Origin of the sequence: Burkholderia sp. COPS (assembly GCF_019425585.1) — a bacterium.
GTDB classification, from domain to species: domain Bacteria; phylum Pseudomonadota; class Gammaproteobacteria; order Burkholderiales; family Burkholderiaceae; genus Burkholderia; species Burkholderia cepacia.
Map to the genome: position 1 here is coordinate 15,724 of NZ_WIXR01000019.1, position 17,592 is coordinate 33,315.

Here is a 17,592-nt window from a genome sequence, read left to right on the forward strand (position 1 = left end):
CCGGCACGCGCGTCGTCTCACGCGCCCGCCTCGCCGTTTGCGGCGGCCGCATCGAATCGTTTCATCCCGCGACGGGCTCCGGCCCGCCCGCGCCCCTCGCTGCCGCGCGGCAGCGAACCCAGGGCAGCACCGTTGCGTGCTGCCGCCCTTCGGTTTCATCACCCTCGTTCGGCGGATAGTACGGCCGGGCTTCGTCAACCCGTGACGGCGCGTCGCGCGTCGCCACTCGCATAAGGAAACCCTCCATGCCGCTCTCGTCCAACCAGCTCCCGCGCTGGACCCTCGTGGCCCCGCTTGCCGCGTGGCTGGTCCTCGCGCTGTCGCGCGTCGTGCCGGCCGAAGGCCTCGTCATCGCGGTGTTCGCCGCCGCACTCGCCGGCGCCGTGTTCGCCGCCGTCCACCATGCCGAAGTCGTCGCCCATCGGGTCGGCGAACCGTTCGGCACGCTCGTGCTCGCGGTCGCCGTGACCGTCATCGAAGTCGCGCTGATCGTGTCGGTGATGCTCGGCGCCGGCCCCGAGAAATCGGGCCTCGCACGCGACACCGTGTTCGCCGCCGTAATGATCATCTGCAACGGTATCGTCGGCATCTGCCTGCTGGTCGGCGCGTGGAAGCACGGCGAGCAGGACTTCCAGGGGCGCGGCGCGAGCAAGGCGCTCGCGGTGCTGGCTTCCCTGTCCGTGCTGTCGCTCGTGATGCCGAACTACCTGAACGCCGCACCGGGCCCGTTCTTTTCGAAATCGCAGCTCGCGTTCGCCGGCGTGTCGTCGCTCGTGCTGTACGGCGCATTCGTGTTCGTGCAGACCGTGCGTCACCGCGACTACTTCCTCACCGCGCACGACAGCGCGAACGAATCGGTGCACGCGGCGCCGCCGAGCAGCCGCACCGCGCTGATCAGCCTGCTGCTGCTGTTCGCGAGCCTCGTCGCGGTCGTGCTGCTCGCGAAGCTGCTGTCGCCGGCCGTCGAGCATGCCGTATTGCGGCTCGGTGCGCCCGAAGCCGCGGTCGGTATCGTGATCGCCGCGCTCGTGCTGCTGCCGGAAGGGCTCGCGGCCGTCACCGCCGCACGCGCGAATCGCCTGCAGACCAGCATGAACCTTGCGCTCGGGTCGGCGCTCGCGAGTATCGGGCTCACGATCCCGACCGTCGCGGCCGTGTTCATCTGGGTCGGCCAGCCGCTCACGCTCGGCATCGGCCCGATGGAAACCGTGCTGCTGGCACTGACGCTGCTCGTCAGCACGCTGACGCTCAGCCAGGGCCGCACGACGGTGCTGCACGGCGTCGTGCACCTGTCGCTGTTCGCCGCGTACCTGTTCCTGTCGATCACCCACTGACGCCCGCCTGCGCGCGGCCCGGCGAATCACCTCCGCCGGGCCGCGCGCGGTCCTTCACGTCCGTTCCATTTCGCTCACTTCACGCCGCCGTCAGCGCACCGGAATCACCAGATGCTGGCCCGTCAGGATCAGGTTCGGGTTGGCGAGGTTGTTGCGGCGTTGAATCTCGCGATAGCGCTGGCCGCTGCCGAGCTTGCTCGCCGCGATCATGTTCAGCGTGTCGCCCGCCTTCACCACGTACGTGTGTTCGCCTGACGCGGCCGCGGTCGTTACCGCCTGGTCGCTGACGAAGTACTTGCGCAGCAGCTCGAGATACTGCGGCGACTGCTTGAGCTTCGCGATCGCGGCGTTCAGGTAGATCAGCAGATCCTGGTCATCCGCACGCACGCCGATCTTGTACGCGATGTTCGAGCCGTCGAGCTTGGTCACCGCGAATTTCAGGTCGGTGCCCTTGATCGAGCTGACCGCGAACGGATAGTCGTAGATGAACGCATCGACCGCATGGCCGTCGATGCTCTTCGCGATGAACGCCGGATCGGAATCGTCGACTTCGACGAACTTCACGTTCGGGTACTGGCGCGTGACGAACGCACGCACGTCCGGGTCGCCCTTCAGGATGCCGACCGTCTTGCCCGTGAGATCGTCGGTCGAGCGGATCGCGGAGCCTTGCCGCACGATCAGCGAATAGCCGAAATCGTCGACGTACGGCACCGAATAGACGACGCCGGCCGGCGTGTTGTCCGGGAACGTCAGCCCGTCCATCGCCACGTCGACCACGTGGTTCCCCTTCGCGTCGGTATCGAGCAGTTGCTTCGGCACGCCGGGGTACGTGTCGACCTCGTGGCGCGTATCGACGACGACCGGCTTGCCGCCGTGCGAGAACGACGGGTCCGCGAACAGCAGCCGCGCGAACTCGACGTTGAAGCCGTGCGGCGAACCCTTGTCCTCGCCGAAGAACGGTTCGCTCGGGTTCTGCACCGAGATCCGCACGATGCCGTTTTCGGCGATCGATTTCAGCGTGCTGGCCTGCGGCGTGAAGCCGGCCGGCAGCACGCTGGCCGACGGCGGCGTCTGCGCCGACTGGCCGCTGTCGCCGTTTTGCGCGGATGTCGAGGCCGGGGCCGCGTCATGCGCGGGAATCAGCGTCGACAGGCCGCCCTGATGAACGATCCATACGCCGACGAGCACTACCAGAAACGCGATGGCGCCAAGCAGTTTTTTCATGATTGCGTGCCTGCAGGAAGTTATTGTTGTTTCGACGGCAGCTGCGCGGGGTTCGCCGCATCGAGCCCGGGCGCGTGCGGTGCGTTCGCCACCGCCTGCTGCTGCGCCTGCTTGACCTCGGGGTTATCCATCAGCGACGTCTCCATTTCGGAGAACGCCTTGTTGACCGAGCGCATCACCGAATCGACGGCCACGTCGGTCTTGATCTGCTCGAACGTGTCGGACGCCTGCCGGCCCGCGAGCTTGTTCATCTGCTGCGCGGCCTGCGACATGTCCCACATCGCCTTCGCGCGGTCGATCGCCGACGCGAAGTTCTTCAGCTCGGCCTGCACCTGCTTGTAGCGCCCCTCACGGAACGAGAGCAGTTGCTTCATCGTGTCGAGCTGCTGCCTGAAGCGCGGCGCATCGTCCGGATACTGCTTCTCGAACAGTTCCGTCTTGTTCTCGAAGTTCTTCACCTCGGTACGGAACGCGGTGATGCTGTCCGCGAATTTCTGTGCCGCCTGGCGCTTTTCCGCGAGCTGGTTGATCAGCGTCTCGATCGGATTCGCCTGCGCCTCCTCGACGATCATCTTCACCTTCTGGTTCGCGAACTTCATCGCGATGACCGGCGCCAAGTAGATCGCGCCGAGACCGATCACGCCCGCCGTGACCAGCGCGATCACCCCCTTCAGGATGAACAGCGCGGCCGGGGCCGCGATCGCGACGCCGGCGATGATGATCGCCCACTTGACCAGCTTGACCTTGCTACTCCCCGAACTGCCGTTTGCTTCTTCATTCGAAAGCTGCGACATGAGTTTTTCTCCTTGAACCTCGAACCGAACTGCTTGCGTGTGCTCTTTCAAGCTCAATCGAAATGCTTCGGACTTCGGTGCCGCCGGGCAGCCAGGCAAAACCGGCGGCGCAATACAAGGACGGGCGCGACGGGCGTCACGAGACGCCGGTGTAGGCGCCGTTCAGGATGCGGTCATGAAGGAAGGCGGACGGTGCCGCGATGCGGCGCGCCGGACGGGCGCCGTTCGTCGTCGCGGCTCGCGCGCGAACGGGAAAGCCTACCGAGGCACGGTACGAAACGGGATGACGGATACGTGACGCGACGGGCGTCGGGAGAAGCGTGGTTCCGGCGGGCCGACAGACGCGGGGCCGGTATTCCGGTACGAGTGCGTAAAGGCTCATCGTTGTTCTTCTGCGTATCGCGGGTGCAGGAACCGCGCGGCCGGCGCGTCCCGCTCCACATGCACGAGCGTATCCTGCGCCGACCGGCATGCAGCGTCAAGCAGTTGTCGCAGTGCAGCGAAGCGCTGCGTTCCTCCGCTGGAACACCGGCAGCGAAACGGCTTTCAGTACGGTAAGGATTCGCAGGACCGCGACCCGTCGTGCTCGGTCAGGATTGCTTGTCATCGCATACGCCCCCTTCCGGACTGAAAGCTTGTCACATCGCCGGGCGGATGCCCCGGCGCATCACGTCGCCGCGCCGCCCCGCTCCTGCGCGAGAAACCGCTCGACCATCGCATTGAACACCGGCAACGCAGGATTGTCGTTGTCCGTGCGCCATGCGAGATACAGCTCGGCCGCCACGTCGGTGCCCGCCAGCGGCCGGAACACCACGCCGTCGACATGCAGTTCACGCGCCGACGCCGGTACGAGGGCGGCGCCCAGGCCCGCGCGCACGAGGCCCAGGATCGTATGCGTCTGCCCGACGTAATGCAGGTAGTTCGGCAGCCGCCCCGCGTTCGCGAACAGGCCCGAGATCAGGTCGTGGAAGTATTTCCCCTCGTTCGGCGAATACGCGATGAACGGCTGCCGGTCGAGATCGTCGGGGCCGATGCGCTCGCACGCGGCGAGCGGCGCCCCCTCCGCGACCGCGACCAGCATCGGTTCGCGCTGCACGAGCCGGTATTCGAGCGGCTGGCGGGCAGCCCGCTGGCGCACGAAGCCCGCGTCGAGCATCCGCGACGCCAGCGCATCGATCTGCACGGTCGACACCATCTCGCGCAATTCGACGTCGACGTCCGGCAGCGCGTGCGCGGCATGCGCCAGCAGCATCGGGATCATCCGGTACGCGCTGACCGCCGTGAAGCCGAGCGTGATGCGGCCGGCGCCGCCATGCGCGACGCGCTGCGCGGCCTGCTCGGCCCGTGCGGAGAATTCGAGAATGTGCCGCGCGTCGCGCAGGAACCGCTCGCCCGCCGCGGTCAGGCTGACCTGCCGGCTGCTGCGTTCGAGCAGCGCGATGCCGAGCGCATGCTCGAGCAGCTGGATCTGCCGGCTGAGCGGCGGCTGGGTCATGAAGAGCCGCCGGGCCGCGCGACCGAAATGCAGTTCCTCGGCGACCGCGACGAAGCAGCGAAGCTGGTGCAGTTCAATCATGCAATTCTTGAATCGATCGATCGTCTCTGGACGTTAGACCGATATCGATACGATTTCCATACTCGATTGCACCCGATGCACGGCCGGGGCCGCGCAGGACGTCAGGCGCGCTTGCGGCCGCCCGGCGACTGTTCGGTGGTCAGCCGGTCGAGTTCGCGCAGGTCGTCCTCCAGCGCGGGCGTGAGCGTCGTGCGCAGGTGGTCGAGGAACGTGCGGATCTTCGCGTCGAGATAACGGCGCGTCGCGTAGACGGCATACACGCTCACCGTCTGCAGCCGATAATCGGGCAACACGCGGATCAGCCGCCCTTCGCGGATGTCGTCGAGCACCGTATACAGCGCGACGCACGCGATCCCGCGCCCGGCGCGCACCGCGACACACAGCGCGTCCGGCACGTTGACCTGGAACGGCGCGGGCTGCAGCTCGTAGACGGCCTCCTCGCCATCGTTGCGCTCGAGCCGCCATTCGCCGGCCGGCGATGCGGGCGTGTCGAGGCGCAGGCACACGTGGTTCGGCAATTCGTCGGGCGACTGCGGCGTGCCGTGGCGCGCCAGGTATTCGCGCGACGCGACGAGCACGCTGCAGCTCGTGCCGCAGGTCTGCGCGACGTAGCCCGAATCGGGCAGTTGCGACGCCGTCACGATCGAGACGTCATAACCCTCCTCGACGAGATTCGGCATCCGCTGCGCGAGCGTCAGCTCGACCGACACATCGGGGTTGTCCTCCTGGTAGCGGACGATCGACGACACGACATGACTCTGCCCGAGCCCCGTCATCGCGTGGATGCGCATCTTGCCGCTCGGCCGCAGCAGCGCGTTGCGCGCCTCCGCGTTCGCGTAGTCGATTTCCGCGAGGATCGATTTCGCGCGCTCGAAATAGCGTTCGCCGCTTTCGGTGAGGCCGAGGTGGCGCGTCGTGCGATGCAGCAGGCGCGTCTGTACGTGCGCTTCGAGGTTCGAAACCGCGCGCGACACCTGCGCGGTGGTCGCGTCGATTTCCTTCGCGACCGCAGTAAAACTGCCGGCTTCGACAACGCGCACGAACAGGCGCATGTTTTCGAGCATGTCCATTGAATTGGCTTGGGGAGAGTCAGTGGGGAGGCGTCGGCAGCGCTCGCGTCAGGTGAGGAACGGAACGCAGCCGCGAACCACGTCGAATCGATCACCGTGCCGGGAGAAAGGCGGGAGAGCGGGCATCGCGTACGTGGTTCTGGCATGAAGGGGGGATTCAGTGGCCCGAATTGTACGCCGCTACAGACAAATTTGCGCTATTGCCAGGACCGCAACCTTTCATCGGATGAAAGGTTTTTGCAAGACACGCGTGTCACGCACATGCAACGCCTTGATGCGGCGCGACAATTTATATCACAACGAGATATAATTCGCGGCTCGTCGCTGCGCGCGCCCGCGCTATCATCTTTACCCCTTACCGTCCATGTCGTCAGGCTCACCTCCGTCGCGCCGCACGTTGCGGCAATGGCTGCACAGCTTCATTCCCCATCCGATGTCGCTGGGCTGGCGCGAGCGCCTGCGTTCGTGCATGGGCGCGCTCGTCGGCATCGCGACAGTCGGCGTGACCATGCGCGTGCTGCCCGGCGTACCGGGCCTCGTGCCGCTGCTCGTCGCGCCGATGGGCGCGTCGGCCGTGCTGCTGTTCGCGGTGCCGGCGAGTCCGCTCGCGCAGCCGTGGTCGATCATCGGCGGCAATCTCGTCGCGGCGACGGTCGGTGTCGCCTGCGCGCAATGGATCGCCGATCCGATCACGGCCGCCGCGGTCGCGATCGCGTGCGCGATCGGCGGCATGTTCGCGCTGCGCTGCGTGCACCCGCCGTCGGGCGCCGTCGCGCTCACGGCCGTGGTCGGCGGCCCTGCGATCCATTCGCTCGGGTTCCGCTTCGTGCTGGAGCCGATCGCGCTGCAATCGGCCATCCTGCTGTCCGCCGCACTCGCCTATCACACGCTGACCGGGCACCGCTACCCGCACGGCGGCATGCGCCCCGAAGCGAAACCGCAGGCGGGCGGCGCCACTCCGGCGCGCGGCCGCTTCACACGCGGCGACCTCGACGCGGTGCTCAAGCGCCGCGGCGAATGGCTCGACGTCGATCCGGACGACCTGGAAGCACTGCTGCGCGAAACCGAGATGCAGGCCTACTCACGCACGTTCGGCCAGCTCTCGTGCGCCGACCTGATGACGAAGAACGCGATCGAAGTCGCGCCGTCGACATCGGTAATGGCCGCGCTCACGCTGCTCGACCGCCATCGCGTGAAGGCGCTGCCCGTCGTCGACGGCGAAGGCCGCCTGACCGGCATCGTCACGCGCGCCGACCTGACGCGCCAGCCGCGCGGCCCGACCCCGCTGTGGCAACGCCTGTCCGCGCGGCTGCCGCAATCGTTCGGCGGCCAGCCGGCGAGCGTCGCCTCCGTGATGACCCGAGACGTCGCGTGCGTGCCGGAAACGATGCCGATCACCGCGCTCGTCCCGCTGTTGACGCATTCGGGCCACCACCACATTCCGGTCGTCGATGAATCGCACCGGCTCGTCGGGATCATTACCCAGACGGATCTCGTCACGGGCCTCTATCGGCAGACGCAAATGCTCGATGCCGCCTGACGTATGCCGCGCACGTAACGCCATGTAGCGGCCGGTGCAACGCGGAGCGCATCCAATCCGCACGAATTCGGCCATTTATATCATGTTGTGATATATTAAACGTCACCGTAACCGACTGCCCGACCGACCTCGATGAACGATACCCGACGCGCGCTGACGAAAAGCGATTTCCAGCAACTGTCCGAGTTCCGCTACCAGATGCGCCGCTTCGAGCGCTTCTCCGAGCGCGCCGCGCAAAGCGAGGGCGTGACGCCGCTGCAATACCTGCTGTTGCTGCACATCAAGGGCTACCCGCATCGCGAATGGGCGACCATCGGCGAACTCGCGGAACGCCTGCAGGCGCAGCATCACGGAGTCGTCGCGCTGGTCACGCGCTGCGAAGCGCTCGGCCTCGTGAAGCGCAAGACCAGCGAAGCGGATCGCCGGCAGGTCGAGGTTCACCTCGAGCCGGCCGGCGAGACGCTGCTCGCCCGCCTCGCGGCCATGCATCGCGCCGAGCTGAAGTCGCTCAAGGGCGCGTTCCAGGTTCCGCAGATCGATTTCTGACCCTTTCCTTTTCCACGCCGATGAACGCCCCACACAAACGCGATTTCTCGACCAACGAACGCCTGCCCAGGATCGCGTTGCTCGCCGCCGGGATCGGCCTGCTCAGCACGCTTGCCGCGTTCGTGCTGTTGAGCCTGATCCATCTGTTCACGAACCTGTTCTTCTTCCAGCAGTTCTCGTTCGTCGACCGCTCGCCCGCGAACAACACGCTGGGCGCGTGGGTGATCGTGGTGCCGGTGATCGGCGGGCTGATCGTGGGGTTGATGGCGCGCTTCGGTTCGGAAAAGATCCGCGGCCACGGCATTCCGGAAGCGATCGAGGCGATCCTGTTCGGCAAGAGCCGCATGTCGCCGAAGGTCGCGATCCTCAAGCCGCTGTCGTCCGGCGTCGTGATCGGCAGCGGCGGCCCGTTCGGCGCCGAAGGCCCGATCATCATGACGGGCGGCGCACTCGGCTCGCTGATCGCGCAGTGCGTGCACGTGACCGCCGCCGAGCGCAAGACGCTGCTCGTCGCCGGCGCGGCCGCCGGCATGACGGCCGTGTTCGGCACGCCGGTCGCCGCCGTGCTGCTCGCGGTCGAACTGCTGCTGTTCGAATGGCGTCCGCGCAGTTTCCTGCCGGTCGCCCTGGCATGCGCGGTGGCGGGTTTCGCCCGCGCCGTGTTCTTCGGCGCCGATCCGCTGTTTCCGCTGACGACGGCCGCGCCGACACCCGTCGCGCTGCTGTCGTGCATCGTCGCGGGCCTGCTGTCGGGCCTGCTCGCATGCGGGCTGTCGGCCGCGCTGTACCGCGTCGAGGACACCTTCGCGAAGCTGCCGGTGCACTGGATGTGGTGGCCCGCGCTCGGCGCGATCGTGATCGGCATCGGCGGCTGGCTCGAGCCGCGCGCGCTCGGCGTCGGCTACGACGTGATCGGCGACCTGCTGCACCAGCACATCGCCTTGAAGATCGCGCTCGCGCTGCTGATCGTGAAAGCCGTGATGTGGGTGATCGCGCTCGGCTCGGGCACGTCGGGCGGCGTGCTCGCTCCGCTGCTGATGCTCGGCGCCGGCCTCGGCACCGTGCTGTCGCCGATGCTGCCGGGCGGCGACCCGATACTGTGGCCGCTCGTGTGCATGGCCGCGACCCTCGGCGCGACGCTCGGCGCCCCGCTCACCGCGATCGTGTTCGCGTTCGGCCTCACGCATGACGCGAACGCGCTGCTGCCGCTGCTCGCGGCGACGCTCGTCGCGCACGGCTTCGCAACCATCGTGATGAAACGCTCGATCATGACGGAAAAGATCGCACGCCGCGGCTATCACATCTATCGCGAATACGGCGTCGATCCGCTCGAACGGCACGACATCGGCGAAGTGATGACGTCCGCCGACCTGCTCGTCACGATCGACGGCGCGGCGACGCTCGATGCCGTCGAGTCGCGGTACTTCGGCGCGAAGCAGACGCACCGTGCGTACCCGGTCGTGCAGAACGGGCGCCTGCTCGGTCTCGTCGATCGCGCGACGCTCGATGCGCAGCGCGCGCAGGCTGCAGCCGACACGCCGATCTCGCGCGCGTTCGCCAATCGTGCGCCGGCGGTTGCCCAAGCGCACGAAACGTGCCGCGTCGTCGCGTCGCGACTCGCGATGCTCGGGCTCGAGCGCCTGCCCGTCGTCGCCGACGAGCAATCGATGCGCATCACGGGCATCGTGTCGCGCAGCGACCTCATCAAGCCCGCGTTGCAGCACTTCGACGACGAACAGAAGCGCGAGCGCTTCCGCCCGATCGTCCCGGCCAACCTGCGCGACATCGGTACGCGCAAGGCCGGCTGACCCACTGCACCGCGCGGCACCCTCGCCGCGCACGCGCCGCTCGCGTCACCTCTGCGCACGACGCGGCACGCCCGTCGCGTGCCGCCTCGCGTTCCGTCGCTTCCCCTGTTTAAAGTTGGTTAACAATTCGACGGCCGAAAGTTTGTCATCATGGTGCTCATGCGACGGGGCCAACCATCAGCCATTCCACTGCGCACAATCAAATAAAGAGTTGCGGCACGGCATGCACACGCATGCCGCTCGCCGCGACCATCCCTTCACCACACGACCGGGCAGCGCGCCGACCACGCCGCGCATGACGTCGAGCCGCACACGATGCATGCCGTGCCGCAGCAAAGTGCACAGCATCGGAGTCGCCATTTGGCAAGCGCGTTAACAACTTGTTTCGGAATAGCCGGAACCGTGCTTGTTCGATGCGATCTCACTTGCACGCAGTCCTGCTGCGCATCCCACTCAATCAATCACGACTCGAGGGAGATAACGTGAACGCGAAATACTTACCGCTCATCGCATTGACCGTGGCATTTTCTGCTCATGCAGCCGATTCTGCCCTCCAAAACGTGGGACAAAGCCAGAAGCCCGCCGACCAGGTCGCGCAATGCATCGCCAAGACCTGGGCCGACAAGTCGCAGCAACAAGTGACGTCGCAGTATGAACTCGCGAACGGCCTCGCCATGGCCGTGTATGCGCCGGGCCAGCAGCCGCCGAACGGCGCCGCGGCCGTCGTGCGCCCGGCCAACGCCGCGAATGCAAAGACGTGGGTCGGTTTCCGCGGCGGCGACGCATCGTCGGCCGGCGACATCAACGCCTGCCTGTAAGAGAACAGGCGCTCCGGATGGCCTTGCGCCATCCGCTTGTGACGAGCCCCGCTTCGGCGGGGCTTTTCTTTTGCTGCGCGCGTCTTACAGGTAGCTGCAGACGTAATCGAGCGTCTCGAGCACTTCGATGTCGAAGCGGCTCTTGCCCGGCACCGAGAACGATTCGCCGGCGCCGTAGGTCTGCCATTCGCTGCTGCCGTCGAGCTTCACGCGGCACTTGCCGGCCTGCACTTCCATCAATTCGGGCGCATCTGTGCCGAAGTTGAGCGCGCACGGCAGGATCACGCCGAGCGTCTTGCGCGTGCCGTCCGGGAAGAGCACGGTATGCGACACGCACTTGCCGTCGAAATAGACGTTCGCGCGCTTGACGATCGATACGTTGTCGAATTGGGTTGCACTGGTCATGAAATGCCTCTGCTTGCTGGATGCCGGATGGCGATGTTGTTGGAGGCCGGCCGGAGCGGCGGGCCGGCCGCTATGATACCGGCTCGCGCGGCGGGCGCCGCGATGACGTGCGCGCCGCGCAAGCCACGTGCCTGCCGGGCGACCGCAACGCCGCACGCCAGATCGTCAGGATAACGACACATGACGGTCGCTGGCTGCCGGTGCAGGTTCACAGCAGCCCCTTGCGCCTCGCGGAATCGCGCAGGCAATCGAGCAGCATGGCCGCTGCCGGCGTCAGCGGGCTGTCGCGACGCGTGATGACCTGCACCGATACGGCCGGCAACCGCTCGCGGATCGGCAGGACCGCGAACTGGTCGCGCGCCCACTCGCCCTGCAATAGCTGCTCGGGCATCGAGGCAATCAGGTCGCAGCCCATCATCAGGCTGCGCGCGAGCCCGAAGCTCGGGCATTCGACGACGCGCGCCGGCACCGGCAACCCGTAGGCGACGAACGAATTGAACAGCACCTGCGTCGAGCTTTCGGGCGACGGATTCATCAGCCAGTCGGCTTCGACGAGATCGGCGAGCGACGTGGCCGATGCGAGCGGATGCCCCTTGCGCGCAACGATCAGCGAACGGCTCGAATACAGTTCGGCGTGATCGAACTCGGCGGCCAGCAGTTCGGGCACGACGACGGCCACCGCGAAATCGAGCGAGCCGTCGTGCAGCCGCGGCAGTGCGACGCCCGGAAACCCTTCGACGATACTGACGCGCGCCACCGGAAAACGCCGCCGGAACGCGCGAAACGCATCGGGCAGGATCGTCACCGCGGCGGCCGGCGTGACCGCCGCCGCGACGGAGCCCGTCATCGCCCCCTGCGCCTGCTCGATGTCGTCGCGGGCGCGCTGCATTTCGGCGACGATCAGCCGCGCGCGCACCTGCAGCTGCTGGCCGAATGCGGTGAGCTGGACGCCGCGCGCGGTGCGCACGACGAGCGACACGCCGAGCGCGATCTCCAGTTCCTTGACCGCCTTCGTCAATGCCGCCGGCGACACGTTCAGGCGCCGCGCGGCCGCGCGAATGCTCCCCTCTTCCGCGACGGTGACGAACGCTTTCAGCTGATGGTATTTCATGGCGGCGACGCGTGATCCGTGGAAACCCTGTGCTGCACGGCACACACCGGCTCAGGGTATTCCCGAGCGGCAACCGGCGGTGAGCACCAAAGCAATTTATCAGCTTCTGGTACGCAAAAGAAATTTATATGCTTGCTCGTCATATGTGCGTCAAACGCCCCCGCCGCCCCACAGGAGAGACCATGCTGCAAGCCGTGAACCCCGTCATCCCCGGTATCGCCGCGATCGCGCCCGAGCTGGTCGAGGTGCGCCACCGCATCCACGCTCACCCCGAACTCGCATTCGAGGAAACGCTCACGAGCGACCTCGTCGCCGAGCTGCTCGCCGGCTGGGGTTACGACGTGCATCGCGGCATCGGCAAGACGGGCGTGGTCGGCGTGCTGCGCGAAGGGCAAGGCACACGCACGGTCGGGCTGCGTGCCGACATGGATGCACTGCCGCTCGCGGAAGCCACCGGCCTGCCGTACGCGAGCCGCCATGCGAACAAGATGCATGCGTGCGGCCACGACGGCCACACCGCGATGCTGCTGTGCGCGGCCCGCCACCTCGCGGCAACGCGCCAGTTCTCCGGCACGCTGAACCTGATCTTCCAGCCGGCCGAGGAAAACTTCGGCGGCGCGAAGGCGATGATGGACGACGGCCTGTTCGACCGTTTCCCGTGCGACGCGATCTTCGCGATCCACAACATGCCGGGCCGCGCGGCCGGCGACATGGCCTTCCGCACCGGCGCCGCGATGGCATCGGCCGACCGCGTGACGATCACGCTGCGCGGTGTCGGCGGGCACGGCGCGATGCCGCATTTCGCGCGCGATCCGATGTCGGCCGCGGGCAGCATCATGGTCGCGCTGCAGACGATCGTCGCGCGCGAGGTCGATGCGCAGCATGCGGCCGTGATCACGGTCGGCAGCGTGCAGGCCGGCGAGACCTTCAACATCATTCCCGAAACCGTCGTGATGAAGCTGTCGGTGCGCGCGCTGAACGCCGACGTGCGCGCGCTGCTCGCGCGCCGCATCGAAGCGCTCGCGAAAGGCCAGGCGGAAAGCTTCGGCGTCACGGCGGAAGTCGACTACGACTACGGCTACCCGGTGCTCGTCAATCACGCGGAGCCGACTGCATTCGCGGCCGACATCGCGCGCCGGATGCTCGGCGCCGAGCGTGTCGAAACCGACGCCGCGCCGCTGATGGGCAGCGAGGATTTCGCGTTCATGCTCGAAGCGCGCCCCGGCTGCTACGCATTCATCGGCAACGGGATCGGCAGCAAGGGCGGCTGCATGGTGCACAACCCCGGCTACGACTTCAACGACGACATCCTCGCGATCGGCGCGAGCTACTGGGTTCGCATCGCCGAAGCCTGGCTCGCGGCCTGACGGCCCTTCATCCCATCGTTTCGCGCCAACCGGGGGAACCCCACATGGAAACGTCCGTCCTTTCGCTCGCCGGCACGCCGGTCGATGCTCGCGCCGCCGCGAAGAAACGCCGGCTGATCGCGGCCGCCGCCGTCGGCAACGCGCTCGAGTTCTACGACTTCACGGTCTACAGCTTCTTCGCGATCCTGATCGGCAAGCTGTTCTTTCCCGTGCATTCGTCGTTCGGGCAATTGATGCTCGCGGTCGCGAGCTTCGGTGTCGGCTTCGTCACGCGCCCGCTCGGCGGGCTCGTGATCGGCATGTATGCCGACCGTGCCGGCCGCAAGAAGGCGATGATCCTCACGCTGCTGCTGATGGCGCTCGGCACCGCGACGATCGCCGTCGCGCCGACCTACGCGCAGATCGGCCTCGCCGCCCCGCTGCTGCTCGTGCTCGCGCGCCTGCTGCAAGGGTTCGCGTCGGGCGGCGAAGTCGGCGCGTCGACCACGCTGCTGCTTGAACAGGCGCCGCAGCATCGTCGCGGCTTCTACGCATCGTTCCAGTTCTCGAGCCAGGGACTCGCCGCGCTCGCCGGTGCGCTGACCGGCGTCGCGCTGACGTCGACGCTGAATGCCGCGCAGCTCGAAAGCTGGGGCTGGCGCGTCCCGTTCATCATCGGCACGCTGTTCGTGCCGCTCGGCTACTGGCTGCGCCGCACCGTCGAGGAAGTGCCGGCCGCCGCGCCCGCCGCCACGCACGACGAGCCGGTCGCATCGCTGCCGCTCGCGGACGTGCTGCGCCATCACGGCAAGGCCGTGTTCGCGGGCCTCGGCGTGACGATCGGCGGCACGTCGATCCACTACATCATCGTGTTCTACATGGCGATCTACGGTGTGCAGGTGTTGCATCTGCCGACCTGGCTGTCGATGACGGCCGGCTGCGTCGCGGGCGCGATCCTGATGCTCGTGACGCCGATCGGCGGCCACCTGTCCGACGTCTACGGACGCAACCGGATCGTCTGGTGGACGCGCATCGTGCTGATGGTCGCGATCTATCCGGCATTCATCGCGCTGAACCGCTGGCCGGGCGCGGTGTCGCTGCTGTCGATCATCGCCGCGCTGTCGATCGTGCATGCGATCAACGTCGGTGCGACAGGTGCGATGCTCGGCGAGCTGTTCCCGCGTGCGGTGCGCGCGACGGGCGGCGCACTCGTGTACAGCGTGGGCGTTGCGATCTTCGGCGGCTTCGCGCAGTTCTTCGTCACGTGGCTGATCGCGGCAACCGGCAACCCGAATGCGCCGGCGTGGTACGCGATTGGTTGCGGCGCGTTCACGCTGCTCGCGATTCGCTGCATGGACGAAAAAGCCGGGAAGGCACTCGACTGACCGGTGGGCGATGCCGGATGCGCGATTGACGCAGTACGTGCGCATCGGGCATGATCGCTCCATGCGCCACACCACGACCACCTCCGCGAACACGACACGCACGACCGCCTTCGGCGGGCTCGTGCAGCGAGTGCGCGCAAGGTCGTAGCGCCACGATTCCTCACAGGCCCCGCCGGTTCCGGACGGGGTCTTGTCGTTTCTCCGTCCATATCGGTCATTCAGGAGAAACGCCATGCCCGAAGTCTCTTCCACGAAACGCGCACTGCTCGTCGTCGACATGCAGGTCGGCCTGTATCACGGCCCCGATCGGCCGTACGACGGCGAACGCGTGCTCGCGAACATCAACCGGTTGATCGGCCGCGCGCATGAAGCCGATGCACCGGTGTTCGCGGTGCGGCACACCGGCCCCGCCGGTTCGCCGATCGCGCCGGACTCGCCGCTGACCGCACTGTTGCCCGAACTCGCAATCGATGCCGCACGCGATACCGTGTTCGCCAAAACGCAGTCGAGCTGCTTCACCGGCACGCCGCTCGCCGCATGGCTGCATGCGGCCGGCATCGGCGAGATCGTGATTGCGGGGATGAAGACGCAGTACTGCGTCGACACGGCGTGCCGTGCGGCCGCCGATCATGGTTTTCGTGCGGTGCTCGTGACCGACGGGCATACCTGCATGGATACGCCCGAACTGCCGGCCGAGCGGATCGTCGCGCATCACAATGCGACGCTTGGGGGCCCGTTCGCGACGCTCACCACGACCGACGCATGCGTGTTCTGACCGGCAACGGGCACGCGCCGTCGAAGCAACAACACACGGGCGGCAACCGTTCGTGCGTCGTTGCGTGCAAGGGTATACCTTCGCCGCTCAGAACGTATGCATCATCCCCACATACGCCCCCGTCTGCGACTCGCCCGTCATCGGGCTCGTCCCCGACGTCGCATCACGCGGCGTCGCGAGCAGCGAGAAGTTCGAATTCCCGCCGTTGCGCACATACGCGACCGTGCCGTACAGGAACGTGCGCTTCGACAGGTTGTACGTGGTGCCGAGCACGTACATCATCGCGTGCCCCGACGGATCGTGCGACGCGTCTCCACCTCCATCACCCACCTTCACGTAGTAACCGCCGCCCGTCACGGCCCATTGCGGCGTCGCGGTGTAGGTCGCACCGAGCCAGTAGTGATCGGCGCGATCGGCCACCCCGGCCGGGCTGTCCGGCGCCTGGTAGTGCGTATACGCGCCCTGGATCTTGAACTTCGACACCTTCACGTTCGCACCGACGAAATACTCGCGCGATGCGGTAAAGATGTTGCTGAACTTGCCGTTGTTGTCGCGCAGCTCATCATAGATGCCGCGTACGTCGAGCAACGGCGAGTGGTACGAGATCATGATCCCGTCCGAGCGGCCGAAATCGTCGGCCGCGCCGTAGTTGAAGCCGCGCGACTGGTTGCCGAACGCATATTGCGCCTGCACGTCGAAGCCGCCGATCACGGGGCTGTGATATTCGATGTTGTTGCTGGTCTGCTGCCAGTTGCGGCCGCGCACGAGCGATGCCGACGAAAACGCCTGCTGGACGAACGGGTCGAATTCCCACACCCCGTCGCTGTCGATGAACAGGTTTCGGCCGGCCTGCAGCTGGCCCCACGTGTCGCTCTTGAGCCCGACATACGCGCGCCGCGACCACATGCGCCCGCCGCCCGTCGTGCCGTTCATCACCTGGAACGCGGTCTCCAGGTTGAAGACCGTCGACAGCCCGCCGCCGAGATCCTCGAAGCCCTTCAAGCCGAACATGCTGGTGCCCCAGTCGCCGCCTTCGGCACTCCAGCGGGTCGCGCTGCCGCCGTTCGGCTGCGCGATGTGGTTCAGGTATTCGATGCCGCCGTCGATCCGGCCGTACAGCGTCACGCTCGTCTGTGCAAAGGCAGCCGCCGGTGTGGCGGCCGCGATCAGCCATGCGAAATGTTTGAGTCGCAAAATGATGCCCCCTCGGAGTCTCGACCTTCCCGCGCGCGCCCCATGCGCGCGCCCCGGGTCTGCTTATCCGCGATCGATCGAGAAACGCCCGGGGCCCGCCGCGCAAAGCGCGAGCAGGCCGCCGGAGATCGCGATGTTCTTGTAGAAATGAATCATGTTGTTGATCTGCTCGCCGCCCGTCATCGTCCAGTAATGGTGGCCGATGATGCCGGTGCCGATCGTATAGAGCGCCAGCAGCAGCGCGAGCGCGCGCGTCTGGAAGCCGACCAGGATCGCGACCCCGACGAACAGTTCCATCACGACGGAGATCGCGGCGGAAATGATCGGCGCGGGCGCGCCTTCCGAACCCATGAACGCGATGGTACCGGGGAAGTCGACGATCTTCTTCCAGCCGAACATCACGAACAGGATCACGAGCAGGATCCGGGCAAGCAGCAGCAGCACATCGCGCTGGGACGCGAGAAACGGTTGATTCGGTGTCATGGTGTCGATCAACGAAAGCGATGCGCATGGCGCAAATACGCGCGGCGCACCGGATTGCGAATGAACCAGGACGGGCGGCCGCCTGCGCCGCCCGTCCCGCTCTGCAACAACCGGCATCGGGCAACAACCCGATGTGCTGTGCTCCTCCTCTTGTCAGTTATCGCCCTGCTTCGTCGCGCGCCG

16 protein-coding genes are annotated in these 17,592 nt (G+C 66.8%); 8 read left to right on the top strand and 8 right to left on the bottom strand.

Features of this window, described 5'->3' with window-relative positions; genetic code table 11:
* Nucleotides 1-245: 245 nt before the first annotated feature.
* On the top strand, nt 246-1,334 hold the full coding sequence (locus tag FOZ70_RS18560; RefSeq protein ID WP_021162015.1) for a hypothetical protein: 1,089 nt from the start codon (nt 246-248) through the stop codon (nt 1,332-1,334).
* 90 nt (nt 1,335-1,424) lie between these two features.
* On the opposite strand, the gene FOZ70_RS18565 is transcribed toward FOZ70_RS18560, so the two are convergent.
* The 4 genes from FOZ70_RS18565 to FOZ70_RS18580 form a co-directional block, all read right to left on the bottom strand.
* A complete protein-coding gene (locus FOZ70_RS18565; protein ID WP_219706412.1) occupies nt 1,425-2,558 on the bottom strand; it encodes a transporter substrate-binding domain-containing protein in 1,134 nt (377 codons plus the stop codon).
* Between the two features lie 20 nt (nt 2,559-2,578).
* Entirely contained in the window at nt 2,579-3,352 is a 774-nt protein-coding gene (locus FOZ70_RS18570) for a hypothetical protein (RefSeq protein ID WP_059496838.1), read from the bottom strand.
* 667 nt (nt 3,353-4,019) lie between these two features.
* Nucleotides 4,020-4,928 (bottom strand): LysR substrate-binding domain-containing protein, encoded by a 909-nt coding sequence (locus FOZ70_RS18575; RefSeq protein ID WP_021162019.1) that lies wholly within the window; start codon nt 4,926-4,928, stop codon nt 4,020-4,022.
* 101 nt (nt 4,929-5,029) lie between these two features.
* Nucleotides 5,030-5,998, bottom strand: a complete 969-nt coding sequence (locus FOZ70_RS18580; protein ID WP_021162020.1) for a LysR family transcriptional regulator — start codon at nt 5,996-5,998, stop codon at nt 5,030-5,032.
* Nucleotides 5,999-6,362: 364 nt separating this feature from the next.
* Between FOZ70_RS18580 and FOZ70_RS18585 the strand changes: the two genes are divergently transcribed.
* The 4 genes from FOZ70_RS18585 (at nt 6,363) to FOZ70_RS18600 (ending at nt 10,710) form a co-directional block, all read left to right on the top strand.
* On the top strand, nt 6,363-7,538 hold the full coding sequence (locus tag FOZ70_RS18585) for an HPP family protein (RefSeq protein WP_219706413.1): 1,176 nt from the start codon (nt 6,363-6,365) through the stop codon (nt 7,536-7,538).
* Nucleotides 7,539-7,670: 132 nt separating this feature from the next.
* On the top strand, nt 7,671-8,084 hold the full coding sequence (locus FOZ70_RS18590) for a helix-turn-helix domain-containing protein (RefSeq protein WP_021162022.1): 414 nt from the start codon (nt 7,671-7,673) through the stop codon (nt 8,082-8,084).
* Between the two features lie 20 nt (nt 8,085-8,104).
* Nucleotides 8,105-9,892 (top strand): chloride channel protein, encoded by a 1,788-nt coding sequence (locus FOZ70_RS18595; RefSeq protein ID WP_219706414.1) that lies wholly within the window; start codon nt 8,105-8,107, stop codon nt 9,890-9,892.
* Between the two features lie 482 nt (nt 9,893-10,374).
* On the top strand, nt 10,375-10,710 hold the full coding sequence (locus FOZ70_RS18600) for a hypothetical protein (protein ID WP_021162025.1): 336 nt from the start codon (nt 10,375-10,377) through the stop codon (nt 10,708-10,710).
* An 84-nt stretch (nt 10,711-10,794) separates the two neighbouring features.
* Here FOZ70_RS18600 and FOZ70_RS18605 read toward each other — a convergent pair whose 3' ends face one another.
* Both FOZ70_RS18605 and FOZ70_RS18610 read right to left on the bottom strand, forming a co-directional pair.
* Entirely contained in the window at nt 10,795-11,115 is a 321-nt protein-coding gene (locus tag FOZ70_RS18605; protein WP_021162026.1) for a pyrimidine/purine nucleoside phosphorylase, read from the bottom strand.
* A gap of 208 nt (nt 11,116-11,323) precedes the next feature.
* The gene (locus FOZ70_RS18610) at nt 11,324-12,226 is read right to left on the bottom strand and encodes a LysR substrate-binding domain-containing protein (RefSeq protein ID WP_027791844.1); all 903 of its coding nucleotides are present in this window, start codon (nt 12,224-12,226) and stop codon (nt 11,324-11,326) included.
* Between the two features lie 182 nt (nt 12,227-12,408).
* On the opposite strand from FOZ70_RS18610, the gene FOZ70_RS18615 reads away from it, so the two are divergent.
* The 3 genes from FOZ70_RS18615 to FOZ70_RS18625 all read left to right on the top strand — a co-directional run bounded on the left by FOZ70_RS18615 (nt 12,409) and on the right by FOZ70_RS18625 (nt 15,732).
* Complete coding sequence (locus FOZ70_RS18615; protein WP_042976746.1) at nt 12,409-13,593, top strand: M20 aminoacylase family protein; 1,185 nt, start codon at nt 12,409-12,411, stop codon at nt 13,591-13,593.
* A gap of 44 nt (nt 13,594-13,637) precedes the next feature.
* Nucleotides 13,638-14,957: an MFS transporter gene (locus FOZ70_RS18620; protein ID WP_219706415.1), complete on the top strand. Its 1,320-nt coding sequence runs from the start codon at nt 13,638-13,640 to the stop codon at nt 14,955-14,957.
* A 232-nt stretch (nt 14,958-15,189) separates the two neighbouring features.
* Entirely contained in the window at nt 15,190-15,732 is a 543-nt protein-coding gene (locus FOZ70_RS18625) for a cysteine hydrolase family protein (RefSeq protein WP_219706416.1), read from the top strand.
* Between the two features lie 87 nt (nt 15,733-15,819).
* On the opposite strand, the gene FOZ70_RS18630 is transcribed toward FOZ70_RS18625, so the two are convergent.
* Nucleotides 15,820-16,926 carry a porin gene (locus tag FOZ70_RS18630; protein ID WP_021162030.1) on the bottom strand — a complete coding sequence of 369 codons (1,107 nt, stop codon included), beginning with the start codon at nt 16,924-16,926 and terminating at the stop codon, nt 15,820-15,822.
* A 63-nt stretch (nt 16,927-16,989) separates the two neighbouring features.
* On the bottom strand, nt 16,990-17,409 hold the full coding sequence (locus tag FOZ70_RS18635) for a DoxX family protein (RefSeq protein WP_027791849.1): 420 nt from the start codon (nt 17,407-17,409) through the stop codon (nt 16,990-16,992).
* Nucleotides 17,410-17,592 lie beyond the last annotated feature (183 nt).

Bases quoted from the DNA above. Each gene is read 5' to 3' on its own strand.
- FOZ70_RS18590 (WP_021162022.1), top strand. From the start codon at position 7,671: ATGAACGATACCCGACGCGCGCTGACGAAAAGCGATTTCCAGCAACTG.
- FOZ70_RS18625 (WP_219706416.1), top strand. From the start codon at position 15,190: ATGCCCGAAGTCTCTTCCACGAAACGCGCACTGCTCGTCGTCGACATG.
- FOZ70_RS18620 (WP_219706415.1), top strand. From the start codon at position 13,638: ATGGAAACGTCCGTCCTTTCGCTCGCCGGCACGCCGGTCGATGCTCGC.
- FOZ70_RS18605 (WP_021162026.1), bottom strand. From the start codon at position 11,115: ATGACCAGTGCAACCCAATTCGACAACGTATCGATCGTCAAGCGCGCG.
- FOZ70_RS18565 (WP_219706412.1), bottom strand. From the start codon at position 2,558: ATGAAAAAACTGCTTGGCGCCATCGCGTTTCTGGTAGTGCTCGTCGGC.
- FOZ70_RS18575 (WP_021162019.1), bottom strand. From the start codon at position 4,928: ATGATTGAACTGCACCAGCTTCGCTGCTTCGTCGCGGTCGCCGAGGAA.
- FOZ70_RS18595 (WP_219706414.1), top strand. From the start codon at position 8,105: ATGAACGCCCCACACAAACGCGATTTCTCGACCAACGAACGCCTGCCC.
- FOZ70_RS18635 (WP_027791849.1), bottom strand. From the start codon at position 17,409: ATGACACCGAATCAACCGTTTCTCGCGTCCCAGCGCGATGTGCTGCTG.
- FOZ70_RS18560 (WP_021162015.1), top strand. From the start codon at position 246: ATGCCGCTCTCGTCCAACCAGCTCCCGCGCTGGACCCTCGTGGCCCCG.
- FOZ70_RS18570 (WP_059496838.1), bottom strand. From the start codon at position 3,352: ATGTCGCAGCTTTCGAATGAAGAAGCAAACGGCAGTTCGGGGAGTAGC.
- FOZ70_RS18585 (WP_219706413.1), top strand. From the start codon at position 6,363: ATGTCGTCAGGCTCACCTCCGTCGCGCCGCACGTTGCGGCAATGGCTG.
- FOZ70_RS18610 (WP_027791844.1), bottom strand. From the start codon at position 12,226: ATGAAATACCATCAGCTGAAAGCGTTCGTCACCGTCGCGGAAGAGGGG.
- FOZ70_RS18615 (WP_042976746.1), top strand. From the start codon at position 12,409: ATGCTGCAAGCCGTGAACCCCGTCATCCCCGGTATCGCCGCGATCGCG.
- FOZ70_RS18580 (WP_021162020.1), bottom strand. From the start codon at position 5,998: ATGGACATGCTCGAAAACATGCGCCTGTTCGTGCGCGTTGTCGAAGCC.